This is a genomic window from Pseudomonas sp. 2hn, assembly GCF_019646095.1.
Taxonomy (GTDB): Bacteria; Pseudomonadota; Gammaproteobacteria; order Pseudomonadales; family Pseudomonadaceae; genus Aquipseudomonas; species Aquipseudomonas peradeniyensis.
Genome location: NZ_CP081016.1, coordinates 50238 through 69981 on the forward strand (window position 1 = coordinate 50238; position 19744 = coordinate 69981).

General features: G+C 65.4%; 20 protein-coding genes. 13 read left to right on the plus strand and 7 right to left on the minus strand.

Features of this window, described 5'->3' with window-relative positions; all coding sequences use genetic code 11:
* The first annotated feature begins 75 nt into the window (after positions 1 to 75).
* From K2O50_RS00210 to K2O50_RS00225, 4 genes are all read left to right on the plus strand, one after another.
* Positions 76 to 393 (plus strand): DUF2388 domain-containing protein, encoded by a 318-nt coding sequence (locus tag K2O50_RS00210; RefSeq protein ID WP_050703225.1) that lies wholly within the window; start codon positions 76 to 78, stop codon positions 391 to 393.
* An 81-nt stretch (positions 394 to 474) separates the two neighbouring features.
* Positions 475 to 768 (plus strand): DUF2388 domain-containing protein, encoded by a 294-nt coding sequence (locus tag K2O50_RS00215; protein ID WP_050703224.1) that lies wholly within the window; start codon positions 475 to 477, stop codon positions 766 to 768.
* Positions 769 to 804: 36 nt separating this feature from the next.
* Positions 805 to 1125: a DUF2388 domain-containing protein gene (locus K2O50_RS00220; protein WP_011531558.1), complete on the plus strand. Its 321-nt coding sequence runs from the start codon at positions 805 to 807 to the stop codon at positions 1123 to 1125.
* Positions 1122 to 3080: a DUF4105 domain-containing protein gene (locus K2O50_RS00225; RefSeq protein WP_050703223.1), complete on the plus strand. Its 1959-nt coding sequence runs from the start codon at positions 1122 to 1124 to the stop codon at positions 3078 to 3080. Before K2O50_RS00220 ends, K2O50_RS00225 begins: the two co-directional genes overlap by 4 nt.
* A gap of 167 nt (positions 3081 to 3247) precedes the next feature.
* On the opposite strand, the gene K2O50_RS00230 is transcribed toward K2O50_RS00225, so the two are convergent.
* A complete protein-coding gene (locus K2O50_RS00230) occupies positions 3248 to 3649 on the minus strand; it encodes a GFA family protein (protein WP_028688651.1) in 402 nt (133 codons plus the stop codon).
* A gap of 268 nt (positions 3650 to 3917) precedes the next feature.
* On the opposite strand from K2O50_RS00230, the gene K2O50_RS00235 reads away from it, so the two are divergent.
* From K2O50_RS00235 to K2O50_RS00275, 9 genes are all read left to right on the plus strand, one after another.
* Positions 3918 to 5225 (plus strand): CitMHS family transporter, encoded by a 1308-nt coding sequence (locus K2O50_RS00235; RefSeq protein WP_050703222.1) that lies wholly within the window; start codon positions 3918 to 3920, stop codon positions 5223 to 5225.
* Between the two features lie 72 nt (positions 5226 to 5297).
* Complete coding sequence (locus tag K2O50_RS00240) at positions 5298 to 6068, plus strand: TerC family protein (RefSeq protein WP_050703221.1); 771 nt, start codon at positions 5298 to 5300, stop codon at positions 6066 to 6068.
* 341 nt (positions 6069 to 6409) lie between these two features.
* Positions 6410 to 8068 (plus strand): Na/Pi cotransporter family protein, encoded by a 1659-nt coding sequence (locus tag K2O50_RS00245; RefSeq protein WP_050703220.1) that lies wholly within the window; start codon positions 6410 to 6412, stop codon positions 8066 to 8068.
* Between the two features lie 31 nt (positions 8069 to 8099).
* The gene (locus K2O50_RS00250) at positions 8100 to 9506 is read left to right on the plus strand and encodes a pitrilysin family protein (protein ID WP_050703219.1); all 1407 of its coding nucleotides are present in this window, start codon (positions 8100 to 8102) and stop codon (positions 9504 to 9506) included.
* 74 nt (positions 9507 to 9580) lie between these two features.
* The gene (locus tag K2O50_RS00255) at positions 9581 to 10600 is read left to right on the plus strand and encodes a DUF5924 family protein (protein ID WP_050703218.1); all 1020 of its coding nucleotides are present in this window, start codon (positions 9581 to 9583) and stop codon (positions 10598 to 10600) included.
* Positions 10601 to 10788: 188 nt separating this feature from the next.
* Positions 10789 to 11922: an ABC transporter permease gene (locus K2O50_RS00260; RefSeq protein ID WP_050703217.1), complete on the plus strand. Its 1134-nt coding sequence runs from the start codon at positions 10789 to 10791 to the stop codon at positions 11920 to 11922.
* Positions 11919 to 12704: an ABC transporter ATP-binding protein gene (locus K2O50_RS00265; RefSeq protein WP_050703216.1), complete on the plus strand. Its 786-nt coding sequence runs from the start codon at positions 11919 to 11921 to the stop codon at positions 12702 to 12704. The genes K2O50_RS00260 and K2O50_RS00265 overlap by 4 nt, the downstream gene beginning before the upstream one ends.
* Before the next feature lie 3 nt (positions 12705 to 12707).
* Positions 12708 to 13646 carry an MlaD family protein gene (locus K2O50_RS00270; RefSeq protein ID WP_050703215.1) on the plus strand — a complete coding sequence of 313 codons (939 nt, stop codon included), beginning with the start codon at positions 12708 to 12710 and terminating at the stop codon, positions 13644 to 13646.
* On the plus strand, positions 13643 to 14257 hold the full coding sequence (locus K2O50_RS00275) for an ABC-type transport auxiliary lipoprotein family protein (protein ID WP_050703214.1): 615 nt from the start codon (positions 13643 to 13645) through the stop codon (positions 14255 to 14257). The genes K2O50_RS00270 and K2O50_RS00275 overlap by 4 nt, the downstream gene beginning before the upstream one ends.
* On the opposite strand, the gene K2O50_RS00280 is transcribed toward K2O50_RS00275, so the two are convergent.
* From K2O50_RS00280 to K2O50_RS00305, 6 genes are all read right to left on the minus strand, one after another.
* Entirely contained in the window at positions 14239 to 15468 is a 1230-nt protein-coding gene (locus tag K2O50_RS00280) for a nucleoside recognition domain-containing protein (protein WP_050703213.1), read from the minus strand. The two genes, K2O50_RS00275 and K2O50_RS00280, sit on opposite strands and share 19 nt — an antisense overlap.
* Before the next feature lie 208 nt (positions 15469 to 15676).
* Positions 15677 to 17011: a glutamate/aspartate:proton symporter GltP gene (gene gltP, locus K2O50_RS00285; protein ID WP_050703212.1), complete on the minus strand. Its 1335-nt coding sequence runs from the start codon at positions 17009 to 17011 to the stop codon at positions 15677 to 15679.
* A 729-nt stretch (positions 17012 to 17740) separates the two neighbouring features.
* Positions 17741 to 18211, minus strand: coding sequence for an inhibitor of vertebrate lysozyme family protein (locus K2O50_RS00290; protein ID WP_050703234.1), 471 nt, complete (start codon positions 18209 to 18211; stop codon positions 17741 to 17743).
* Between the two features lie 5 nt (positions 18212 to 18216).
* Positions 18217 to 18378, minus strand: coding sequence for a DUF1328 domain-containing protein (locus tag K2O50_RS00295; RefSeq protein WP_008092060.1), 162 nt, complete (start codon positions 18376 to 18378; stop codon positions 18217 to 18219).
* Positions 18379 to 18417: 39 nt separating this feature from the next.
* Complete coding sequence (locus K2O50_RS00300; RefSeq protein ID WP_050703211.1) at positions 18418 to 18702, minus strand: hypothetical protein; 285 nt, start codon at positions 18700 to 18702, stop codon at positions 18418 to 18420.
* Between the two features lie 174 nt (positions 18703 to 18876).
* Entirely contained in the window at positions 18877 to 19698 is an 822-nt protein-coding gene (locus K2O50_RS00305; protein ID WP_050703233.1) for a BON domain-containing protein, read from the minus strand.
* Positions 19699 to 19744 lie beyond the last annotated feature (46 nt).

Consider the following 19744-nt stretch of genomic DNA (forward strand, 5'->3'; position numbering starts at 1 on the left):
AGAAAAGTACCGTGACGAGCCAAGCGAGCGTCCGATAAGCAGAACCATCCAGACCCTGTGCAGGAGTCCCCGACCATGTCCCGTTATCACCTGTTTGGCGCCGCCTTGCTGCTGTCGCTCGCCGGCGCGGCCAATGCCACCAGCTTCGTCGTCACCACCGACGCCGTGGTGGGCGCGGTAGCCGCCTCCACCGACGCCACCTCCGACATCTCCTCCTCGTTCCGCGACGACAAGATCGTCAAGGCCGCCCGTGACGATGCCGCCAGCTTCGTCGGCAGCGACGGTGCCATCCGCGGCGCCAAGCTGGAGAGCGCGTTCGTGCACATTCGCCAGCAACTGCCGGACCTGCAGGCCAGCGACGCGCAGCTGGCCCGCGCCATCCTCGCCATCTGAGCCCCGCACCGCCCGGATTCACTGGCCCGGCCAGTGGATCCGGGGTAGCCTTCGCAGCCCGAGATCATCGCCAGACCGCCCATGCGTTACCTGTTGCCTTCACTGTTCGCCCTGGCCTGCATGAGCAGCGCCCAGGCCATGGATACCACCACCCAGAGCCTGGTCATCAGCGGCTACGTCACCAGCCAGGTCACCGCCGCGCCGTTCGACCGCAAGCTGGTCGCCGCCGCCCGTGACGACGCCGCCGCATTCGTCGCCAGCGACGGCCAGATCCGTGGCGCGCGCCTGCAGGCGGCGCTGGACATGCTGCACCAGGACCTTGCCCGGCCTTGCGTCGGCGACCGTGAACTGGCCGAAGCGATTCTCGTCCAATAACTACATTCGACTCCCCTGTATTTCCGGAGATGCTCCATGCGTAAACCGCTGATCGCCGCCACCCTCGGCATGCTGCTGCTCGCCGACCTGGCCCAGGCCCACACCCTGGTGGCCACCAGCAACATCATCGTCCGCGCCTTTGGCCGTTCGATCGATTTCACCTCCGACACCACCACCTCGATCCGCGACTCGAAAGTGGTGCGTGAAGCCCACGACGACGCCGCCAGCTTCGTCGCCAGCAACGGCGACATCCGCGGCGCCCAGCTCGAAGCCGCCTTCGACACCCTGCGCGCCCGTGTTCCCGAGGCCCGTGACGCCAGCGACCAGGTGCTGGCCGAAGCCATCCTCGCCCTGTGAAGCGCGTGCGTGCCTGGCTGCTGGGCTGCGCCCTGACGCTGCTCGGCACGCCCGCCCTGGCCGACCTGCAGCTGGTGCTGCAGCGCGACGGCCTCGACCCTGCACAACAGCAGGCGACCCAGACGTTGCTCGACGAAGCCATGGCCAAGCTGCCACCGCGCTTCAAGCAGCAACTGGACCGGCAGATCCTGGTCGGCTGGACCGAGCGCATGCCCGAAGACGCCTACGGCCAGGCCTCTCCGGTGGCCAGCCTGGACCTCAACCGGCGCCTGCTGCCGGGCCTGGTCGACGGCAGCGCCGCCCGCGAGAAGACCAACCGTCCCCACGGCACGGTCCGCGAAGAACTGCTGGCCACCGTGCTCCACGAACTCACCCATATCTATGACCGCGCGCGCCTGTGGCCGGACGCCGAGCGCCAGCTGATCAGCCGCTGCAAGCGCCAGCAGGGCGCCCTGGGCAAGGTCGGGCTGCCGCAGGACTGCCGTGGCCAGGCCGAACGCCGCTTCACCCTGAGCGACGACCCGCGCCTGCTGGACCTGGCCGGCTGGCCGCAGTACGTCGGCCGGCGCGGCGAGCGCGAACAGCACAACGGCCAGCTGGTGCGCAGCCCGGATCCCTACGAGCTGAGCAGCCCGAAGGAGTTCATCGCGGTCAACATGGAGTACTTCCTCCTCGACCCGAGCTACGGCTGTCGCCGCCCGGCGCTGAACCAGTACCTGCGCGACCACTTCGGCTGGGCGCCGCGACAGGATGCCTGCGCCAAGGGCCTGCCATTCCTCAACGCCGGCAACGACTTCGCCCGCCAGCCACTGGGCGAGATCGACCCGGAACGGGTCTACGAGGTGGACTATCTGCTGGCCGAAGCCAACCAGAACTGGGTCAGCCGCTGGGGCCACAGCATGCTGCGCCTGGTGATCTGCGCCCCGGGTCGCCCGCGCGGGCCGGCCTGCCGCCTGGACCTGGACCAGAGCCTGGTGCTGTCGTACCGCGCCTTCGTCAACGACGTGCAGCTGTCCAGCTGGGACGGCCTGACTGGCGCCTATCCCTCGCGGCTGTTCGTGCTGCCGCTGGGGCAGGTGATCGACGAATACACCAAGACCGAGCTGCGCAGCCTGGCCTCGGTTCCGCTCAAGCTCAGCCGCGGCGAGATCGAGAACCTGGTGCGTCAGGCCGCCGAGATGCACTGGAGCTACGACGGCAACTACTACTTCCTGTCCAACAACTGCGCGGTGGAGTCGCTCAAGCTGTTGCGCAGCGGTACCGGCAACCCGCGCCTGAACGACCTCGACAGCATCATGCCCAACGGCTTGCTGGAGGTGCTGAAGGGTAGGGGACTGGCCGATACCCACGTGCTCGACGACCCGCGCGAGGCCCTGCGCCTGGGTTATCGCTTCGACTCCTACCGTGATCGCTACCAGGCGATGTTCGAAGTGCTGCGCAAGCAGTTGCCGATCAAGCAGACGAGCGTGGAAGACTGGCTGGCGCTGGACGCCGAGCAGCGCCGCCAGTGGTTCGACCGCGCCGACCTGCGCACCAGCGCGGCCTTGCTGCTGCTCGAGCAGGCCGGCCTGCGCCGCCAGCTGCTGCTGGCCCAGGACGAGGTCAAGCAACGCTACCTGAACGGCCGGGCGCTCAAGGACGGCAGCTTCGACAAGGCCAACGAGACCTTGCAGGCGATGCTGGCCAACAGCGGCTTCCTCAGCCGCCCGGCGGAATTGCTGGGGGCAGGGGGCTACGGTCTGCCGCAGCCTGCCGAACGCAAGCAGCTGGAGCAGGTGAGCAGCGAGCGCCAGGCGCAGCTGTTGCGCCTGAGCACCGACCTGGACCAGCAGGTGAGGGCGCTGCTGGGGCCGGAGCGGGGCAGGGAGATCAAGGCCGTGGAAGCCAATATCAAGCAGGTGGGCGAGCATCTGCGGGCGTTGCACAAGGCGGCCGGGGGGTTGCAGCTGCCCTGAGGTATGGGTGCATCGCTGTAGGAGCGGCCTTGTGCCGCGAATGGGCTGCGTAGCAGCCCCAGCATTTCAGTGTTGACGCAAAAATCGCCGGGGCTGCTCTGCAGCCCATTCGCGGCACAAGGCCGCTCCTACAGAACGTCTCGCAGCCCGACAGCCATCACCAAACCTCAAAGGCTTTCCTCGTCCTCCTCCGGCAACCCTTGATCCACCTGCAACCACGGCAGCCGACTCCCCACCCAGATATGCCGATTGGCCGGCACCCGCTCGGGATGATCCAGCGTCGCCACCGTCACATCGATCGTTTCAGGGCTATGCGCCGTCACCAGCGCCACATGCGCCCCGCAGTTGCCACAGAAATACCGGCTGCAGCTCTGCGGCGCCATGTAGCGCTGGGGCGAGCCCGCCAGCCACTGGAAACCCGCGAGGGGCAGGGTGACCCAGGTCACCAGCGTGCCGCCGCTGACTCGCCGGCAGATCGAGCAATGGCAATGGGCGACATCGCCCAGATCGGCCTGCAGCCGGTAGCGCAACGCCCCGCAATGACACCCGCCTTCCACGACATCCACCATCGAAACGACCTCCCGTCGCCTGACAGCAGGCGAAAGCTGGCTGAAAGCTTGCCCACATAGGATAGCGCCACCACCGGCAGCAGACCGGTCAGCCAGGGCACCCGGAAACTTCCGCGCCCGGCCCAATCAACAACAACAATGGTGATTCTGATGTTTTCCTGTGCCCGCCTTTTCGCAATCCCCCTCCGCCTGCTCCTCGCGCAGCGCCTGACGCGCTGATCCGCCCGAATCGTCCTTCCTTTCGCCGCGCCACGCCTGGAGTACCGCCATGCTGACCTTCCTCGGCTTCGCCATGGTCATCACCTTCATGTACCTGATCATGACCAAGCGCCTGTCGGCCTTGATCGCGCTGATCCTGGTACCGATCCTGTTCGCCCTGTTCGGTGGTTTTTCCGCCAAGATCGGCCCGATGATGCTCGAAGGCATCAGCAAGCTCGCGCCCACCGGCGTGATGCTGATGTTCGCCATTCTCTATTTCGCCCTGATGATCGACTCCGGCCTGTTCGACCCGGCCGTGCGCAGGATCCTCAAGCTGGTCAAGGGCGATCCGCTGAAAGTCTCGGTCGGCACCGCGGTGCTGGCCCTGGTGGTGTCCCTCGACGGTGACGGCGCCACCACCTACATGATCTGCTGCGCCGCCATGCTGCCACTGTACAGCCGCCTGGGCATGAGCCCACGGATCATGGCCGGCCTGATCATCCTCGCCGGCGGGGTGATGAACATGACCCCGTGGGGTGGCCCCACGGCCCGTGCCGCCAGTGCCCTGCACGTGGACCCGTCGGACATCTTCGTGCCGATGATCCCGGCCATGGCCTTCGGCGTGGCGGCGATCCTGGCCATCGCCTACTGGTACGGCAAGCGCGAGCGTGCCCGTCTGGGCGAGCTGCACCTGCCGACCGACGACATCGACCACAGCGAGATCAGCGTGTCGCAGTTCCCCGAGGCCCGTCGTCCGAAACTGATCTGGTTCAACGGCGCCCTGACTGCCGCGCTGATGGTCGCGCTGATCGCCGGCGTGCTGCCGCTGCCGGTGCTGTTCATGATCGCCTTCAGCATCGCCATGATCGTCAACTACCCGTGCCTGCAGCAGCAGAAGGACCGCATCGCCGCCCACGCCTCCAGCGTGCTGGCCGTCAGCGGGCTGATCTTCGCCGCCGGCATCTTCACCGGCATCCTGTCGGGCACCGGCATGGTCGACGCCATGTCCAAGAGCCTGCTGGCGGTGATCCCGGAAGCGTTCGGCCCGTACATGGCGGTGATCACCGCCATCGTCAGCATGCCGTTCACCTTCTTCATGTCCAACGATGCCTTCTACTACGGCGTGCTGCCGGTGCTGTCGGAGTTCGCCAGCCACTACGGCGTCACCCCGGTGGAAATGGCCCGCGCGTCGATCGTCGGACAACCGGTACACCTGCTCAGCCCGCTGGTACCCTCCACCTACCTGCTGGTGGCCCTGGCCGGCATCGAGTTCGGCGATCACCAGCGCTTCACCCTCAAGTGGGCAGTGCTGGTGTGCCTGTGCATAATGGCCGGCGCGCTGGCGCTGGGGACTTTCCCGCTGTTCAGCAGTCTGTAACACAAGCGCATCATCCAACCGCCAAGCGCCCGAAATCCGGGCGCTTGGCCTTTACCGCTCGAAGGAATACACATGGAATGGCTGACCAGCCCGGAAATCTGGGTTGCCTTTTTCACCCTCACCGCGCTTGAGATCGTGCTCGGGATCGACAACATCATCATGATCTCGATCCTGGTCAGCCGCATGCCCAAGCACATGCAGCCGCGCACGCGGATCTTCGGCCTGGCCCTGGCCATGGTCACGCGGATCATGCTGCTGCTGTCGATCACCTGGGTCATGCGCCTGACCGACGACCTGTTCCATGTGCTCGGCCAGGGCATTTCCGGGCGCGACCTGATCCTGTTCTTCGGCGGCCTGTTCCTGCTGTGGAAAAGCTCCCAGGAGATCTACCACGGCCTGGAAGGCGAAGACGAGAGCACCGACGAGCCGAAAGGCGCGGGCGGCAAGTTCTTCTACACCATCATCCAGATCGCCATCATCGACATCGTGTTCTCCCTGGACTCGGTGATCACCGCCGTGGGCATGGTTTCCCACGTACCGGTGATGATCGCCGCGATCATCGTCGCGGTGCTGGTGATGATGCTCTGCGCCGGCACCATCAGCGACTTCATCGACAAGCACCCGTCGCTGAAGATGCTCGCGCTTTCGTTCCTGATCGTCGTCGGTACCGTGCTGATCGCCGAATCTTTCGATGTGCATGTGCCGAAGGGCTACGTCTACTTCGCCATGGCCTTCTCGCTGGCGGTGGAAGCGATCAACATCCGCATGCGCACGGCGCTGGCGCGCAAGAAGGGCAAGGAGCACGATCCGGTGAAACTGCGCAAGGACATTCCCGGTCAGTAAGATCAGGAAGCGCAGAAAGACAAAGGGCCCTTCGGGGCCCTTTGTCGCATCCACGCCCATGTAGGAGCGGCCTTGTGCCGCGAATGGGGCGCGCAGCGGCCCCAGGATCTTGGCATCATGCAAGATTGTCGGGATCGCCCTGCGGTCCTTTCGCGGCACAAGGCCGCTCCTACAAAGGCACCCGTGTTTCAAATATGTTTCACCCATGCCAAGCTGGCACCCATCGCGCAAAACAACTAAAGCTTCAGTGAGCACTGAAAAAACCAGCCCACCCCCGGGCCAGGCTCACCGCCGCACCCATTGGCCCCGCACAGGGGCATAGAAGAAAAGGGGGCCCGACCATGCTGACCCTGCTCAACCTGCTCTCCGCCGTGGCGCTGCTGGTGTGGGGCACCCATATCGTGCGTACCGGCATCCTGCGGGTGTACGGCTCGAACCTGCGTCGGGTGCTCGGCCAGAACATGAACAAGCGTCCGCTGGCGTTCATTGCCGGAATCCTGGTCACCGCCATGGTCCAGAGCAGCAACGCCACCGCCATGCTGGTCACCTCGTTCGTCGGCCAGGGCCTGATGGCCATGACCCCGGCCCTGGCGATCATGCTCGGCGCCGACGTGGGCACCGCGCTGATGGCGCGGGTGCTGACCTTCGACCTGTCCTGGCTGTCGCCGCTGCTGATCTTCCTCGGGGTGATCTTCTTCCTCTCGCGCAAGCAGACCCGCGCCGGCCAACTGGGCCGAGTGGGCATCGGCCTGGGCCTGATCATCCTGGCGCTACAGCTGATTGTCCACGCCGCCGCGCCGATCACCCATGCCCAGGGGGTCAAGGTACTGTTCGCCTCGCTGACCGGGGACATCCTGCTCGACGCCCTGATCGGCGCGCTATTCGCCATGATTTCCTACTCGAGCCTCGCCGCCGTGCTGCTCACCGCCACCCTGGCCGGCGCCGAGGTGATCAGCCTGCCGGTGGCCATCGGCCTGGTGATCGGCGCCAACATCGGCAGCGGCCTGCTCGCCTTCCTCACCACCAGCCTGCAGAACAGCGCCGGGCGCCGGGTGGCACTGGGCAGCCTGCTGTACAAGATCGTCGGCCTGTTGCTGATCATCCCGGTGCTGCACCCGCTGGTGGAATGGATGGACAGCCTGAGCTTCAGCCCGCAGGAGCTGGTGATCGGCTTCCACCTGCTCTACAACACCCTGCGCTGCCTGCTGATGCTGCCGACGGTCAAACCCATGGGCCGGGTGTGCAACTACCTGCTGCCAGAGCGCGACAACGGCAACGGCCACCACCAGCCACGCCACCTCGACCCGACCGCGCTGAACACCCCCAGCCTGGCGCTGGCCAACGCCGTGCGCGAGACCCTGCGCCTGGGCGATATCGTCGACAGCCTGCTCGAAGCCATGCTCGGCGCCCTGCGCGGCACCCAGACCGCCATGCCGCAGCAGGTGCGGGCCCTGGGCGAGGACGCCGAGGCCCTGTACAACGCCATCAAGCTGTACCTGGCGCAGATGCCCCGCGAGGATCTTGGCGAGCAGGACAACCGGCGCTGGGCGGAGATCATCGAGCTGGCGATCAACCTCAAGCTGGCCAGCGACCTGATCGAGCGCATGCTGCGCAAGGTCCAGCAGCAGAAGACCTCGCAGCGCCGGGAGTTCTCCCAGGTCGGCCTGGAGGAACTGACCGGCCTGCAGGAGCAGCTGCTGGCCAACCTGCGCCTGGGCCTGTCGGTGTTCCTCAGCGCCGACCCGCAGAGCGCGCACCAGCTGCTACGCGAGAAACGCCGCTTCCGCGCCCAGGAACGGCGCCTGGCCCATGCCCATGTCAGCCGCCTGCAACGTAAAGTGGTGCAGAGTATCGAGACCAGTTCGCTACACTTGGAGCTGATTGCCGACATGAAGCGTTTGAACTCTTTGTTCTGCAGCAGTGCCTATGTGGTACTGGGCGGCACCGACACCGGCGGGCTGATGCTCGACAGCGTGCCGGACGAAGCCCGCCAGCCTTGAGCCCAGACACCCCGGAGACCGAAGCTCGCTTATGCGTTGCCTGTTGTTCGCCTGCCTGCTGATCCTCAGCCTGCCCACGCTCGCCCTCGACCGCTCGCGGGTCGAGGGCTACCTGCTGCCCAACGGCCTGCAAGTGATCCTCAAGTCCGGCTACGAGCGCGACCATGTGTCGATCCGCCTGGTGGTTGGCGTGGGCCTGGACGACTTCGACTGCGACCAGCGCGAGCTGCCGCACCTGCTCGAGCACCTGCTGTTCAGCGGGATCGACGAGACGGGCGAGGGCGGCCTGGAAGAGCGCATGCAGGCCCTGGGCGGGGAGTGGAACGCCTTCACCAGCAGCGCCGACACCACCTTCGTCATCGAGGCCCCGGCGCGTAACCAGCGCAAGGTGCTCGACCTGCTGTTGGCGATCATTCGCGACACCCGCATCGACGAAAAGGCGCTGGCCACGGCGAAGAAGATCATCGAACGCGAGGATGGCGGCCACTACGGCCGCCTGCAGCGCTGGCTCGACCGCCAGGACATCGGCCACCCGGCCAGCGACCAGCTGGCCACCGAGCTGGGCCTGAAGTGCCCCGAGCGCTCCAGCCTCGACGACATGACCCTGGAGCAAGTCCGGCAACTGCGTGAGCACTGGTACGTGGCCAACAACATGTCGCTGATCGTCGTCGGCGGCCTCGACCGCCTGCTTCCGGCCTACCTGGAACGCACCTTCGGCGAGCTGCCGGCCACCGAACCCGGGGAGCGCCGCAACCTGGAGAGCATCAGCCAGCAGGCCGAGCAGCGCCGCGACCTGACCCGCGGCTGGCTGGGCGACAACATCAAGCTGCACTGGCTGTTCATCGAGCCGACGCTGGAGGAGGGCCACGACCAGACCCTCGAGCTGCTCTCGCGTTACCTGGACTGGGCGCTGTACGACCAGTTGCGCCTGCGTCACGGCCTGTCCTATGGCCCGTCGGTGCAACGCGAGAGCTTCGGCGACAGCGGGATGCTCAGCCTCAATGCCGACCTTGAGCGCCAGGACCTCGACGAGGCGCTGAAGGTGCTCGGGGAGCTGTTCGACCACCTGCGCAAGCACGGCCTGGACCCGGACACCTTCGCCCGGATCAAGGAGGCGGCAATTGCCCGGGAAAGCTGGACCACCCAGGGCAACGCGGCGCTCGCCGACTATTACTGGGGGGCGCTCAACGCCTACGAGGACGGGCATTTCACTGATACGGTGCGGCAACTGCGTCAGGTCAGCCTCAAGCAGGCCGACGCGGCGCTGCGCGAACTGCTCAAGGAACCGGGGTACCTGCGCATCGAGAAGCCGTTGCTGGGGTATGACGAACTGTATGGGCTGGTGGCACTGGTGCTGGGGCTGATCCTGGCCGCGGGGCTGATCCGCCGGCGCCGCGTGGTGGCCAATCGCCCCAGTGGTGCTACACGGGAGCCGTGATTCGGCGGTATCCTGTCGGCCAACAGCGTCCGCTCCCACGACGCCTCGAACACGCCCTTTCCTGTTGTAAACCCATGCCCCCGATCCCCAGCTTCATCCTGCGCATCATCGAGCTGCTCAAACGCTATCCCGGCATCATCGCGCTCTACGGTTTCCTCTCGGGGATCGGCAGCTTCATCCTGGTCGACCGCCAGGCCGGGCTGGCCAGCTGGATCGCCATCGTCATGCTGGTCAGCTGGATCTGGCTGATGCTGGAGAACACCCTCACCGAGCTGTTCGCCCGCACCTTCAAGCGCGAGATCCCGCAGCCGCTGCTGCGCTTCGCGACGCAAATGATCCACCAGGAAAGCCTGTTCTTCGTCCTGCCGTTCTTCTTCATCACCACTACCTGGAACAGCGGCCAGCTGATCTTTACCGGCCTGCTCGGCGCCGCCGGTCTGATCTCGATCATCGACCCGCTGTACCACAAGTGGCTGGCGCCACGCCGCTGGCTGTTCCTCGCGCTGCACACCCTGACGCTGTTCGCCGCGATGCTCACGGCGCTGCCGATCATCCTGCACCTGACCACCGCGCAGAGCTTCAAGCTGGCGCTGATCGCCGCCATGGTGCTGTCGTTCCCGAGCCTGGCCAGCAGCTTCCCGATCAACAACTGGCGCCGCGGCGTGGCCCTGGTGCTGGTGACCCTGGCGGTCGGCGGCGGCGGCTGGCTGCTGCGCTCCTGGGTGCCGCCGGCCACGCTGTGGATGACCGACGTGGCGATCAGCACCGAAGTGCTCAACCGCCAGCCGGGCGCCTCGCTGGACGAAGTGGCCGCCAGCCGCATCCGCAGCGGTGGGCTGTACGCCTATACCGCCATCAACGCGCCCCGTGGCCTGAACGAGCGCATCTACCATGTATGGCAGCTGGACGGTAAGGAAGTGGACCGTATCGCCCTGGATATCCACGGTGGGCGCAAGGAAGGCTACCGGGCCTGGACCCACAAGCAGAACTTCCCGGCCAATCCGGTGGGCAAGTGGCAGGTGAGGGTGCTGACCGAGGACGGGCAGGTGATCGGGGTGTTGCGGTTCAAGGTGGTGGACGACACCGCCCGCTGAAAAACCTGTAGGAGCGGCCTTGCCGAGGCGTCGGACCGGCCGGAAAGGGCTGCGAAGCAGCCCCGGGATTTCAGCCTCAAGGCAGAAATTGCCGGGGCCGCTGTGCGGCCCTTTCGCGGCACAAGGCCGCTCCTACAGGAATGCGCCCCGCTGCGCTATGATCAGCCTCTATGCCCTCAGTCAGACGCATGGAGCCTATGACCGTCCCGAGCGCCACCCTGGACACCACCGAGCAGCCTTCGCGCCTGCGCATCGTCGGCGACTGGACCCTGGCCCACTACGCCAGCCTCAAGCGAGAATGCGAGCGCCTGGGCAGCCAGTACGGCGATGACACCCAGGTCGATCTCAGCCAGCTGGGCCGCCTGGACACCGCCGGCGCCTCGCTGCTGGCCGAGCTGCTTGGCTCCGAACGCCTGTCGCGCTGCACCGACGAACTCCCCGATGCCAGCCGCGCGCTGCTGAAGAACGTCTACTGCTCGGTGCAGGACTACTGCATCCCGGTCAAGGAGCCGGAGCAACCGGTGCTGCTCCTGCTGCTGGCACGCATCGGCCGCGCCGTCGACCAGCTGTGGCAGGATACCAACCAGGTACTGGGCTTCATCGGCCTGATCCTGCAGACCCTGTTCCTGCGCCTGTTCCAGCCGCACCGCTGGCGCGTCACGCCGGTGGTCGCGCACCTCGAGCAGACCGGCCTGGACGCCGCGCCCATCGTCGCCTTGCTGACCTTCCTGGTGGGCGCGGTGGTGGCCTTCCTCGGCGCCACGGTGCTGGCCGACTTCGGCGCGACCATCTTCACCGTCGACCTAGTGGCGTTCTCCTTCTTGCGTGAATTCGCCGTGCTGCTGACCGCCATCCTCATGGCCGGCCGCACCGCCAGCGCGTTCACTGCACAGATCGGCTCGATGAAGGCCAACGAAGAGATCGACGCCATCCGTACCCTGGGCCTGAACCCCATCGAACTGCTGGTGGTGCCGCGGGTGCTGGCGCTGCTGATCGCGCTGCCGCTGCTGACCTTCGTCGCCATGCTCTGCGGCATGATCGGCGGCGCGGTGGTCTGCGCCCTGACCCTGGACATCTCGCCGGCCATGTTCCTCTCGCTGCTGCAAAGCGACATCGGCGTGCAGCACTTCCTGGTGGGCCTGGCCAAGGCGCCGTTCTTCGCCTTCCTGATCGCCGCCATCGGTTGCCTGGAAGGCTTCAAGGTCAGCGGCAGCGCCGAGTCGGTGGGCGCTCATACCACGTCTGCCGTGGTGCAATCGATCTTCGTGGTGATCGTGCTGGACGCGGTGGCCGCGCTGTTCTTCATGGAGATGGGCTGGTGACTGAAGCGGTGATCGAAGCCCGGGGCCTGTGCAATCGCTTCGGCAGCCAGAGCGTGCACGAGAACCTCGACCTGGACCTGTACCGCGGCGAGATCCTCGCCGTGGTCGGTGGCTCGGGCAGCGGCAAGTCGGTGCTGTTGCGCAGCATCGTCGGCCTGCGCCGGCCCAACGAAGGCACGGTCAAGGTGTTCGGCCAGGACCTGGCCACCCTCGACGAAACCCAGCGCTCGCTGGTCGAACGCCGCTTCGGCGTGCTGTTCCAGAAGGGCGCGCTGTTCTCCTCGCTGACCGTCACCGAGAACGTCGCCCTGCCGCTGATCGAGCATGCCGGGCTGTCACGGGCCGATGCCGAGCACCTGGCCGGGGTCAAGCTGGCCCTGGCCGGGCTGCCGATCAGCGCCGCCGACAAGTACCCGGCGTCGCTGTCCGGCGGCATGATCAAGCGCGCCGCCCTGGCCCGTGCCCTGGCCCTGGACCCGGACATCCTGTTCCTCGACGAGCCCACCGCCGGCCTCGACCCGATCGGCGCCGCCGCCTTCGACCAGTTGATCCTGACCCTGCGCGACGCCCTGGGGCTGTCGGTGTTCCTCATCACCCACGACCTGGACACCCTCTACACCATTACCGACCGGGTGGCGGTGCTGTCGCAGAAGAGGGTGCTGGTGGCAGGGCCCCTGGCCGAGGTCGAGCAGACCGACGACCCATGGATTCACGAATACTTTCACGGCCCGCGTGGCCGGGCGGCCGAAGACGCCGCCCTGCGCGCCCGCCAGGAGCGCTGAACGATGGAAACCCGAGCTCATCATGTCCTGATCGGCCTGGTCACCGTGCTGGTGGTGGCCGGCGCCATGCTGTTCGGCCTGTGGCTGACCAAGTCCAGCGTCGACGACGCCTTCAAGGACTACGAAGTGGTGTTCAACGAGGCGGTCTCAGGCCTGTCCCGCGGCAGCCCGGTGCAGTACAACGGCATCAAGGTCGGTGACGTCAGCAGCCTGCGCCTGGACCCGAAGGATCCGCGCCGTGTGCTGGCCCGAGTGCGCCTGAGCGGCGACACGCCGGTCAAGGAAGACACCCAGGCCAAGCTGACCCTGGCCGGGGTGACCGGCAACTCATTCATCCAGCTCAGCGGCGGCACCCCGCAGAGCCCCGAACTCAAGGGCAGGGACGGCAAGCTGCCGGTGATCGTCGCCTCGCCGTCGCCGATCTCACGCCTGCTCAACGACAGCAGCGACCTGGTGACCAACATCAACCTGCTGCTGCACAACGCCAACCTGATGTTCTCCGAAAGCAACATCGAGCGCCTGAGCAACACCCTGGCCAACCTGGAGCAGACCACCGGCGCCTTTGCCAGCCAGAAGGGCGGCATCGCCGACGCCATCGAGCAACTGGCCCAGGTCGGCAAGCAGGCCAACGCCACCCTGGCCGAGACCCAGGCGCTGATGCGCAATGCCAACGGCCTGCTCGGCACCCAGGGCAAGCAGGCCATCGGCAGTGCCGAACAGGCCATGCAGTCGCTGGCCGAAAGCACCGCCACCATCAACAGCCTGCTGCAGGACAACCGCCAGTCCCTGGACGACGGTGCCCAGGGCCTGAACCAGATCGCCCCGGCGATCCGCGAACTGCGTGAGACCCTCAACTCGCTCAAGGGCATCTCCCGGCGCCTGGAAGCCGACCCCAGCGGCTACCTGCTGGGCCGCGACAACAACAAGGAGTTCCAGCCATGATCCCGTCGCTGCGCCTGGCCTTCGCCGCCGCCACGCTGAGCCTGGTTTCGGCCTGTTCGATCCTGCCGCAGAGCGAGCCTGTGGATATCTACCGCCTGCCGGTGAACCAGGCGGCCCGCGCCGCCGCGCCGCTGGACTGGTCGCTGCGCCTGAACAAGCCGCTGGCCAGCGAAGCCCTGGCCGGGCCGCGCATCGCGGTGATCCCCCAGGGTGACGTGATCAGCAGTTACAAGGGCGCACGCTGGAGCGACCCGACGCCGATGCTGGTGCGCAACCGCCTGCTCGACGGTTTCCAGCGCGATGGCCGGGTGCAGCGCCTGAGCGCCGATGACAGCAACCTGCAGGCTGACTACGAGCTGGGCGGCGAGCTACAGGCCTTCCAGAGCGAATACCGCCCGGGTGGGGCGGTGGAGGTGGTGATCCGCTACGACGCGCGGCTGGTGCAGGGCCGCAGCCAGCGCATCCTCGCGAGCAAACGCTTCGAGGTGCGCCAGGCGCTGGGCGAACAGCAGGTGCCTGCGGTGGTCGCCGGCTTCGGCGCGGCCAGCGATCAGCTGGCGCGCCAGGTGATCGACTGGACCGTCAGCCAGGCTCAGGCGAAGAACCAGTAGCAGACGAAGATCGCCGCGATCACCCCGGACAGCTCGGCCAGCAGGGCGCAACCGACGGCGTGGCGCACGCGCTGGATGCCCACCGCGCCGAAGTACACCGCCAGGACGTAGAAGGTGGTCTCGGTGCTGCCCTGGATGGTCGCCGCCACCAGCGCCGGGAAGCTGTCCACGCCCTGGGTCTGCATGGTCTCGATCAGCATGGCCCGCGCCGCGCTGCCGGAGAACGGCTTGACCAGCGCGGTGGGCAGGCCCTCGACGAAGCGGGTGTCCAGGCCCATCCAGGTCACCGCGTGGCGGATGCCGTCCAAGGCCAGTTCCAAGGCGCCCGAAGCGCGCAGCACACCGACCGCCACCAGCATCGCCACCAGGTAGGGCAGCAGCCCCTTGGCCACGTCGAAACCTTCCTTGGCGCCCTCGACGAAGGCCTCGTACACCTGCACCCGTCGTAACGCGCCGATCACCAGGAACAGCATGATCACGCCGAACAGCGTCAGGTTGCCAAGGATCGACGACAGGCTGGCCAGCGCGGCCGCCGACAGCGTGCCGAGGAAGGCCATGAAGCCGCCCAGCAGCAGGGCACCGGGGATCAGGTAGGCAAGCACCACCGGGTCCCATAGGCGCAGGCGCTGCATCACCGCCACCGACAGCAGGCCGACCAGGGTCGAGCAGCTGGTGGCCAGCAGGATCGGCAGGAACACCATGGTCGGATCGGGCGCGCCTTGCTGGGCGCGGTACATGAAGATGGTCACCGGCAGCAGGGTCAGCGACGAGGCGTTTAGTACCAGGAACAGGATCTGCGCGTTGCTCGCCGTGGTGCTGCTGGGGTTGAGCTCCTGCAGCGAGCGCATGGCCTTCAGGCCGATGGGCGTGGCGGCGTTGTCCAGGCCCAGGCCGTTTGCGGCGAAGTTCATGGTGATCAGGCCCAGGGCAGGGTGGCCGGGCGGCACTTCCGGCATCAGCCGGGCGAACAGCGGGCCGAGGACCTTGGCCAGCCATTCGACGATACCGGCCTTCTCGGCGATCTTGAGGAAACCCAGCCACAGGGTCAGGGTGCCGAACAGCAGGACCATGACCTCCACCGACAGCTTGGCCATGGCAAAGATGCTCTCGACCATCGCGGCGAAGATGCCGGCGTTGCCGCCCACCAGCCATTGGGCCAGGGCGGAAATGGCCGCCACCAGGAAAAAGCCGAGCCAGAGGCCGTTGAGCATCCGTGTGTTCCCCCGTGAAAAATGCCCGAATGATAGCGCAATCGCCGCGCCCTCTGTGGGAGCGGGTTTACCCGCGAACACCGGCGAAGCCGGTGCCAGCCACCGAGTTGCCTGCTTCGCGGGTAAACCCGCTCCCACAGGACCCGATGCTCCACGAATGAATGCAAAAAGCCCCGACAAGTCGGGGCTCTTCGCTCAGCTCAGTGGCTTACTGGTTGACGGTCTTGCCCGCCACCACAGCCTCTTTCTTGCCTTTTTCCAGCACCAGCGACTGGTAGTACGCCGCGCCTTTCTCGGCGTCGTACATGCCCTGCCACTTGGCGATGACCACCGCGGCCAGGGCGTTGCCCACCACGTTCAGCGCGGTACGGGCCATGTCCATGATGCGGTCGACACCGGCGATGAAGGCCAGGCCTTCCAGCGGAATGCCCACGCTGCCCAGGGTGGCCAGCAGTACCACGAAGGACACGCCCGGCACGCCGGCGATACCCTTGGAGGTGACCATCAGGGTCAGCACCAGCAGCAGTTGCTGGCTCCAGGACAGGTCGATGCCGTACAGCTGGGCGATGAAGATCGCCGCGATGCTCTGGTACAGGGTCGAACCGTCGAGGTTGAACGAGTAGCCGGTCGGCACCACGAACGAGCAGATCGACTTCGGCGCGCCGTACTTCTCCATCTTCTCGATCACGCGCGGCAGCACGGTCTCGGAGCTGGAGGTGGAGTAGGCGAGGATCAGCTCGTCCTTCATGATGCGCATGATCTTGATGATCGAGAAGCCGAACACGCGCGCCACCAGGCCCAGCACCATGAAGGCGAAGAAGGCGATGGCGAAGTACACCAGCAGCACCAGCTTGGCCAGCGGCAGCAGGGAAGCGAAGCCGAAGTTGGCGACGGTCGCGGCGATCAGGGCGAACACGCCGATCGGGGCGTAGTTCATGATCATGTGGGTGACCTTGAACATGGTCTCCGACACGCCCTGGAAGGTACGCACCAGCGGCTCGCGCAGGTCGGCGTTGAGGCTCGAAAGGCCCATGCCGAACATCACCGAGAAGAAGATGATCGGCAGCATCTCGCCACGCATCAGCGCCGCGAAGATATTCGACGGGATCAGGTTGAGCAGGGTCTCGATGAACGCGTGCTCATGCTGCACCTCGGCCGCGGTGGCCTGGTACTTGGAGATGTCGACGGTGCCCAGGGTGCTCATGTCGATGCCGGCGCCCGGGTGGAACACATTGGCCAGGACCAGGCCGACGACGATGGCGATGGTGGTCACCACCTCGAAGTAGATGATGGTCTTCAGGCCGATGCTGCCCAGTTTCTTCGCGTCGCCAACCCCGGCGATGCCCACGATCAGCGACGAAATCACGATCGGGACGACGATCATCTTGATCAGGCGAATGAAGATGTCGCCGGCCGGCTGGAGGACGTTGCTGATCCACCATGCCTTTTCTGCACTGAAATGATTCAGCAGCGCGCCGACTGCAACGCCCAGCAACAGACCAATCACGATCTGCCAGGCGAGGCTCAGTTTTGCCTTCTTCATGTCATTACCCTTTGTTGTAGTGGTCACGGGCACCGGCCGAAAAGACGCATGCCAGAGCGGCTGAAAGCCATTCCGGTTGCGCCTGGTCAGTCCGGCGTCCCACTGTAAGGACACCGCGAGCGAACATTGCTGGCGCTCGGGCCGAGGAAAAAGGCGGCAACTATTGCGACGTGGGGAGGGGCAGTCTAATGCCGGAAACGACTACCCTATGCCGAATCGGCATGAGACTAGAATCCAAAATCGGGCATCGCCAAGCCCTTGATTTTCAACGTTCGGATTTCCGAACAAGACCAAAGTGCCAGTTTTAGGCCGATTTGACGGTGGGACAGAAAGGTGTGAAGTGGCGTGTTCGACAATCCGAATGGCTGAAATGCCACGCGAACTGACCTGTCGGACAACAAAAAAAATTTCGATATACGGTAGCGACAAAATGTGTCTGAAGTAAAAAGTCGCTCGTATTAAAGGAAGGAGTCTTACAGGCGCTTCGGAAGCCAGATCGGTCACTTCGTCCTGTTCGGACCCAACCGACCTGCAACTTCCGATGCCACCCTCTCCTGACCCGGCCCATGACGGAGGCACTCCCTGTACCCCTAGGCCACTGCGACCCTGCAACAGTCAGAGCGGCCCGGCCCCCTGGTCATGCGCCGCCCCTCCTCGGGGCGGCGCATCATAGAAGCCTGAAAGATAAAAAGGTTCAGCTTCTATAGCATTACAGTCCGCGACCGCTGGTCAGTACCAGTTCGGGTCGCGCTTGAGCTGCTCCTGCAGCAGAGCCTTCATCCCGTCATCCGGCTTGCCCAGCCAACGGTAGTCGGCATGACGGGTGGGTGACTTGTCGGCAGGCAGCCCTTCGGGCACTTCCACGAGCATGCCGTAGGCGTCCTCCTTGTCCCAGCTGAAGGCCACGATCAGGCGCTTGTAGGTGCACTTGCCTTCGGACTCGCACAACGGGCCGACCAGATACTGGTCGCCGTCCTCGGTCACTGCCGACATCTGCTGCGCCGAACTGCCGCTCAGGTTGATCACCCACTCGGGCAGGCGCTCTTCGTGCTTGATGGTCTTTTGCCAGGTTTCCCGGTACTCGGGATCCGAGCCCAGCAGCTGGTTGGCCCGAACCTGGCCGTCATTGGCCGCCAGCGCCGTCGCGCCACTGCCCAGCAGCAACGCGACGACCAGGGCCTTGGGGAGCATCCTGCTCATGGTCATCAACCTCTGCCGCGGCCGAAGAAGAAGGAGGCGACGAACAGCACCAGGAAGACAATGAACAGGATCTTCGCGATACCGGTCGCGGCGCCAGCGATGCCGCCAAAGCCCAAAACCGCGGCGATGATGGCGATGATCAGGAAGGTGATTGCCCAACTAAGCATGATGTTTCTCCTTTTCTTGTGCGAAATCGGTCGATGGCGTCAGAACACCCAACGCTCCTCGGGCTGGACGCGCTCGAGCACGGCAGGCGCATTGTCGGCACTGGGCAGCGGCTCGGCGGCCTTGACCAGAGTGGTGGCATGGGTTGCCCGCATTTGCGTCAACAGCGCGGTCTGCACCGCCACCTGCTCGGCCAGACGGGCGGTCTGCCAGCTGTGGTAGAAGAGGCCCGCCGCCAGGGTGAGCAGCAGGGCCATGCCGAGGAACAACAGCTGGTGCAGGGGGACTACAGCGCTCTGCGTACGATTGTCTTGGGGGCGATTCATGCCGGCTCCTCCTGCTGTGCTTGTTATCCATTCTGCAAAGGTCGTTGCAGCCTGCATGCCAGCCTTAACAAGAAAAAAATATTCTTTTAAATCATATAGTTAACCAATTTCACGATGTAAATCAGGGACGTATCCTGCACGATGCCCCGATAACGGGTCGTGCGATTTGCACGATCAACCCTCTACCTTGGTCGCGACCTTCAGCAGATCGCCATCCACCCCCCGCACACCAACGATCTGCCTCGCGACCTCCACGGCTATGGTCTTCTGCTCGCTACTGACCACTTCACCCGATAGCCTGACGATTCCTTTGTCGCTGGACACCTTGATATTCAAACCGTCGAGGTTTCGGCTGAAGCGATAGCTGGCCTGGATCTTGTCGACGATCCAACTGTCGCCAGGCTGCGGGCCGTCTGGGGCATCAACAGGTTTCTCCCTGGCCTTGGCCAGGGCCGTGCTGTCCAGGCTGACCAGATTGCTGACCATGTGCACACCGTCGGTCGTTCGCGCGAGCACTCCAGCGAGGTCCTTGGCCTCAGGGCTGTCGACCTTGCCTCGCAAGGTCACGACACCCTCGCGACTTTCCACCTCGATGGCAGCTTTTTCCGTTACACGACTCCACAGCAACCGTGCGCGAACCACAGCCGCCAAGGTGGCATCCTCCAGACGCTGCGCGTAGGCACGTGGCTCCAGCGGCCTGTCCACCAACCCAGGCTCCACTTGCAGCTGATTGTCTACCTGCTCGATCCCGCGCGTGGCCAGCGCTACCTGTTCGGCCAAGGATCGTTCGACCGGATTCTCCACCGCACCCGACAGCCGCACGCGCTGGTCATCAACCACTACTTTTATAGAGAAGGGATTAAGCATGGGATTCAGAGAAAGGGCCGTCTGCAGTGCACCTTCAAGACGCGCATCCTGAATTGGGTCGGCCTGGGCCGGGACAATCGTCGCCAGTGCACAAGCCGCCAGCACGGCTATTCGAGCGTAAATGGTCATCATGGAACCTCCTTTCGCATACCTCAGCCCCAGACGCTCGCAAACG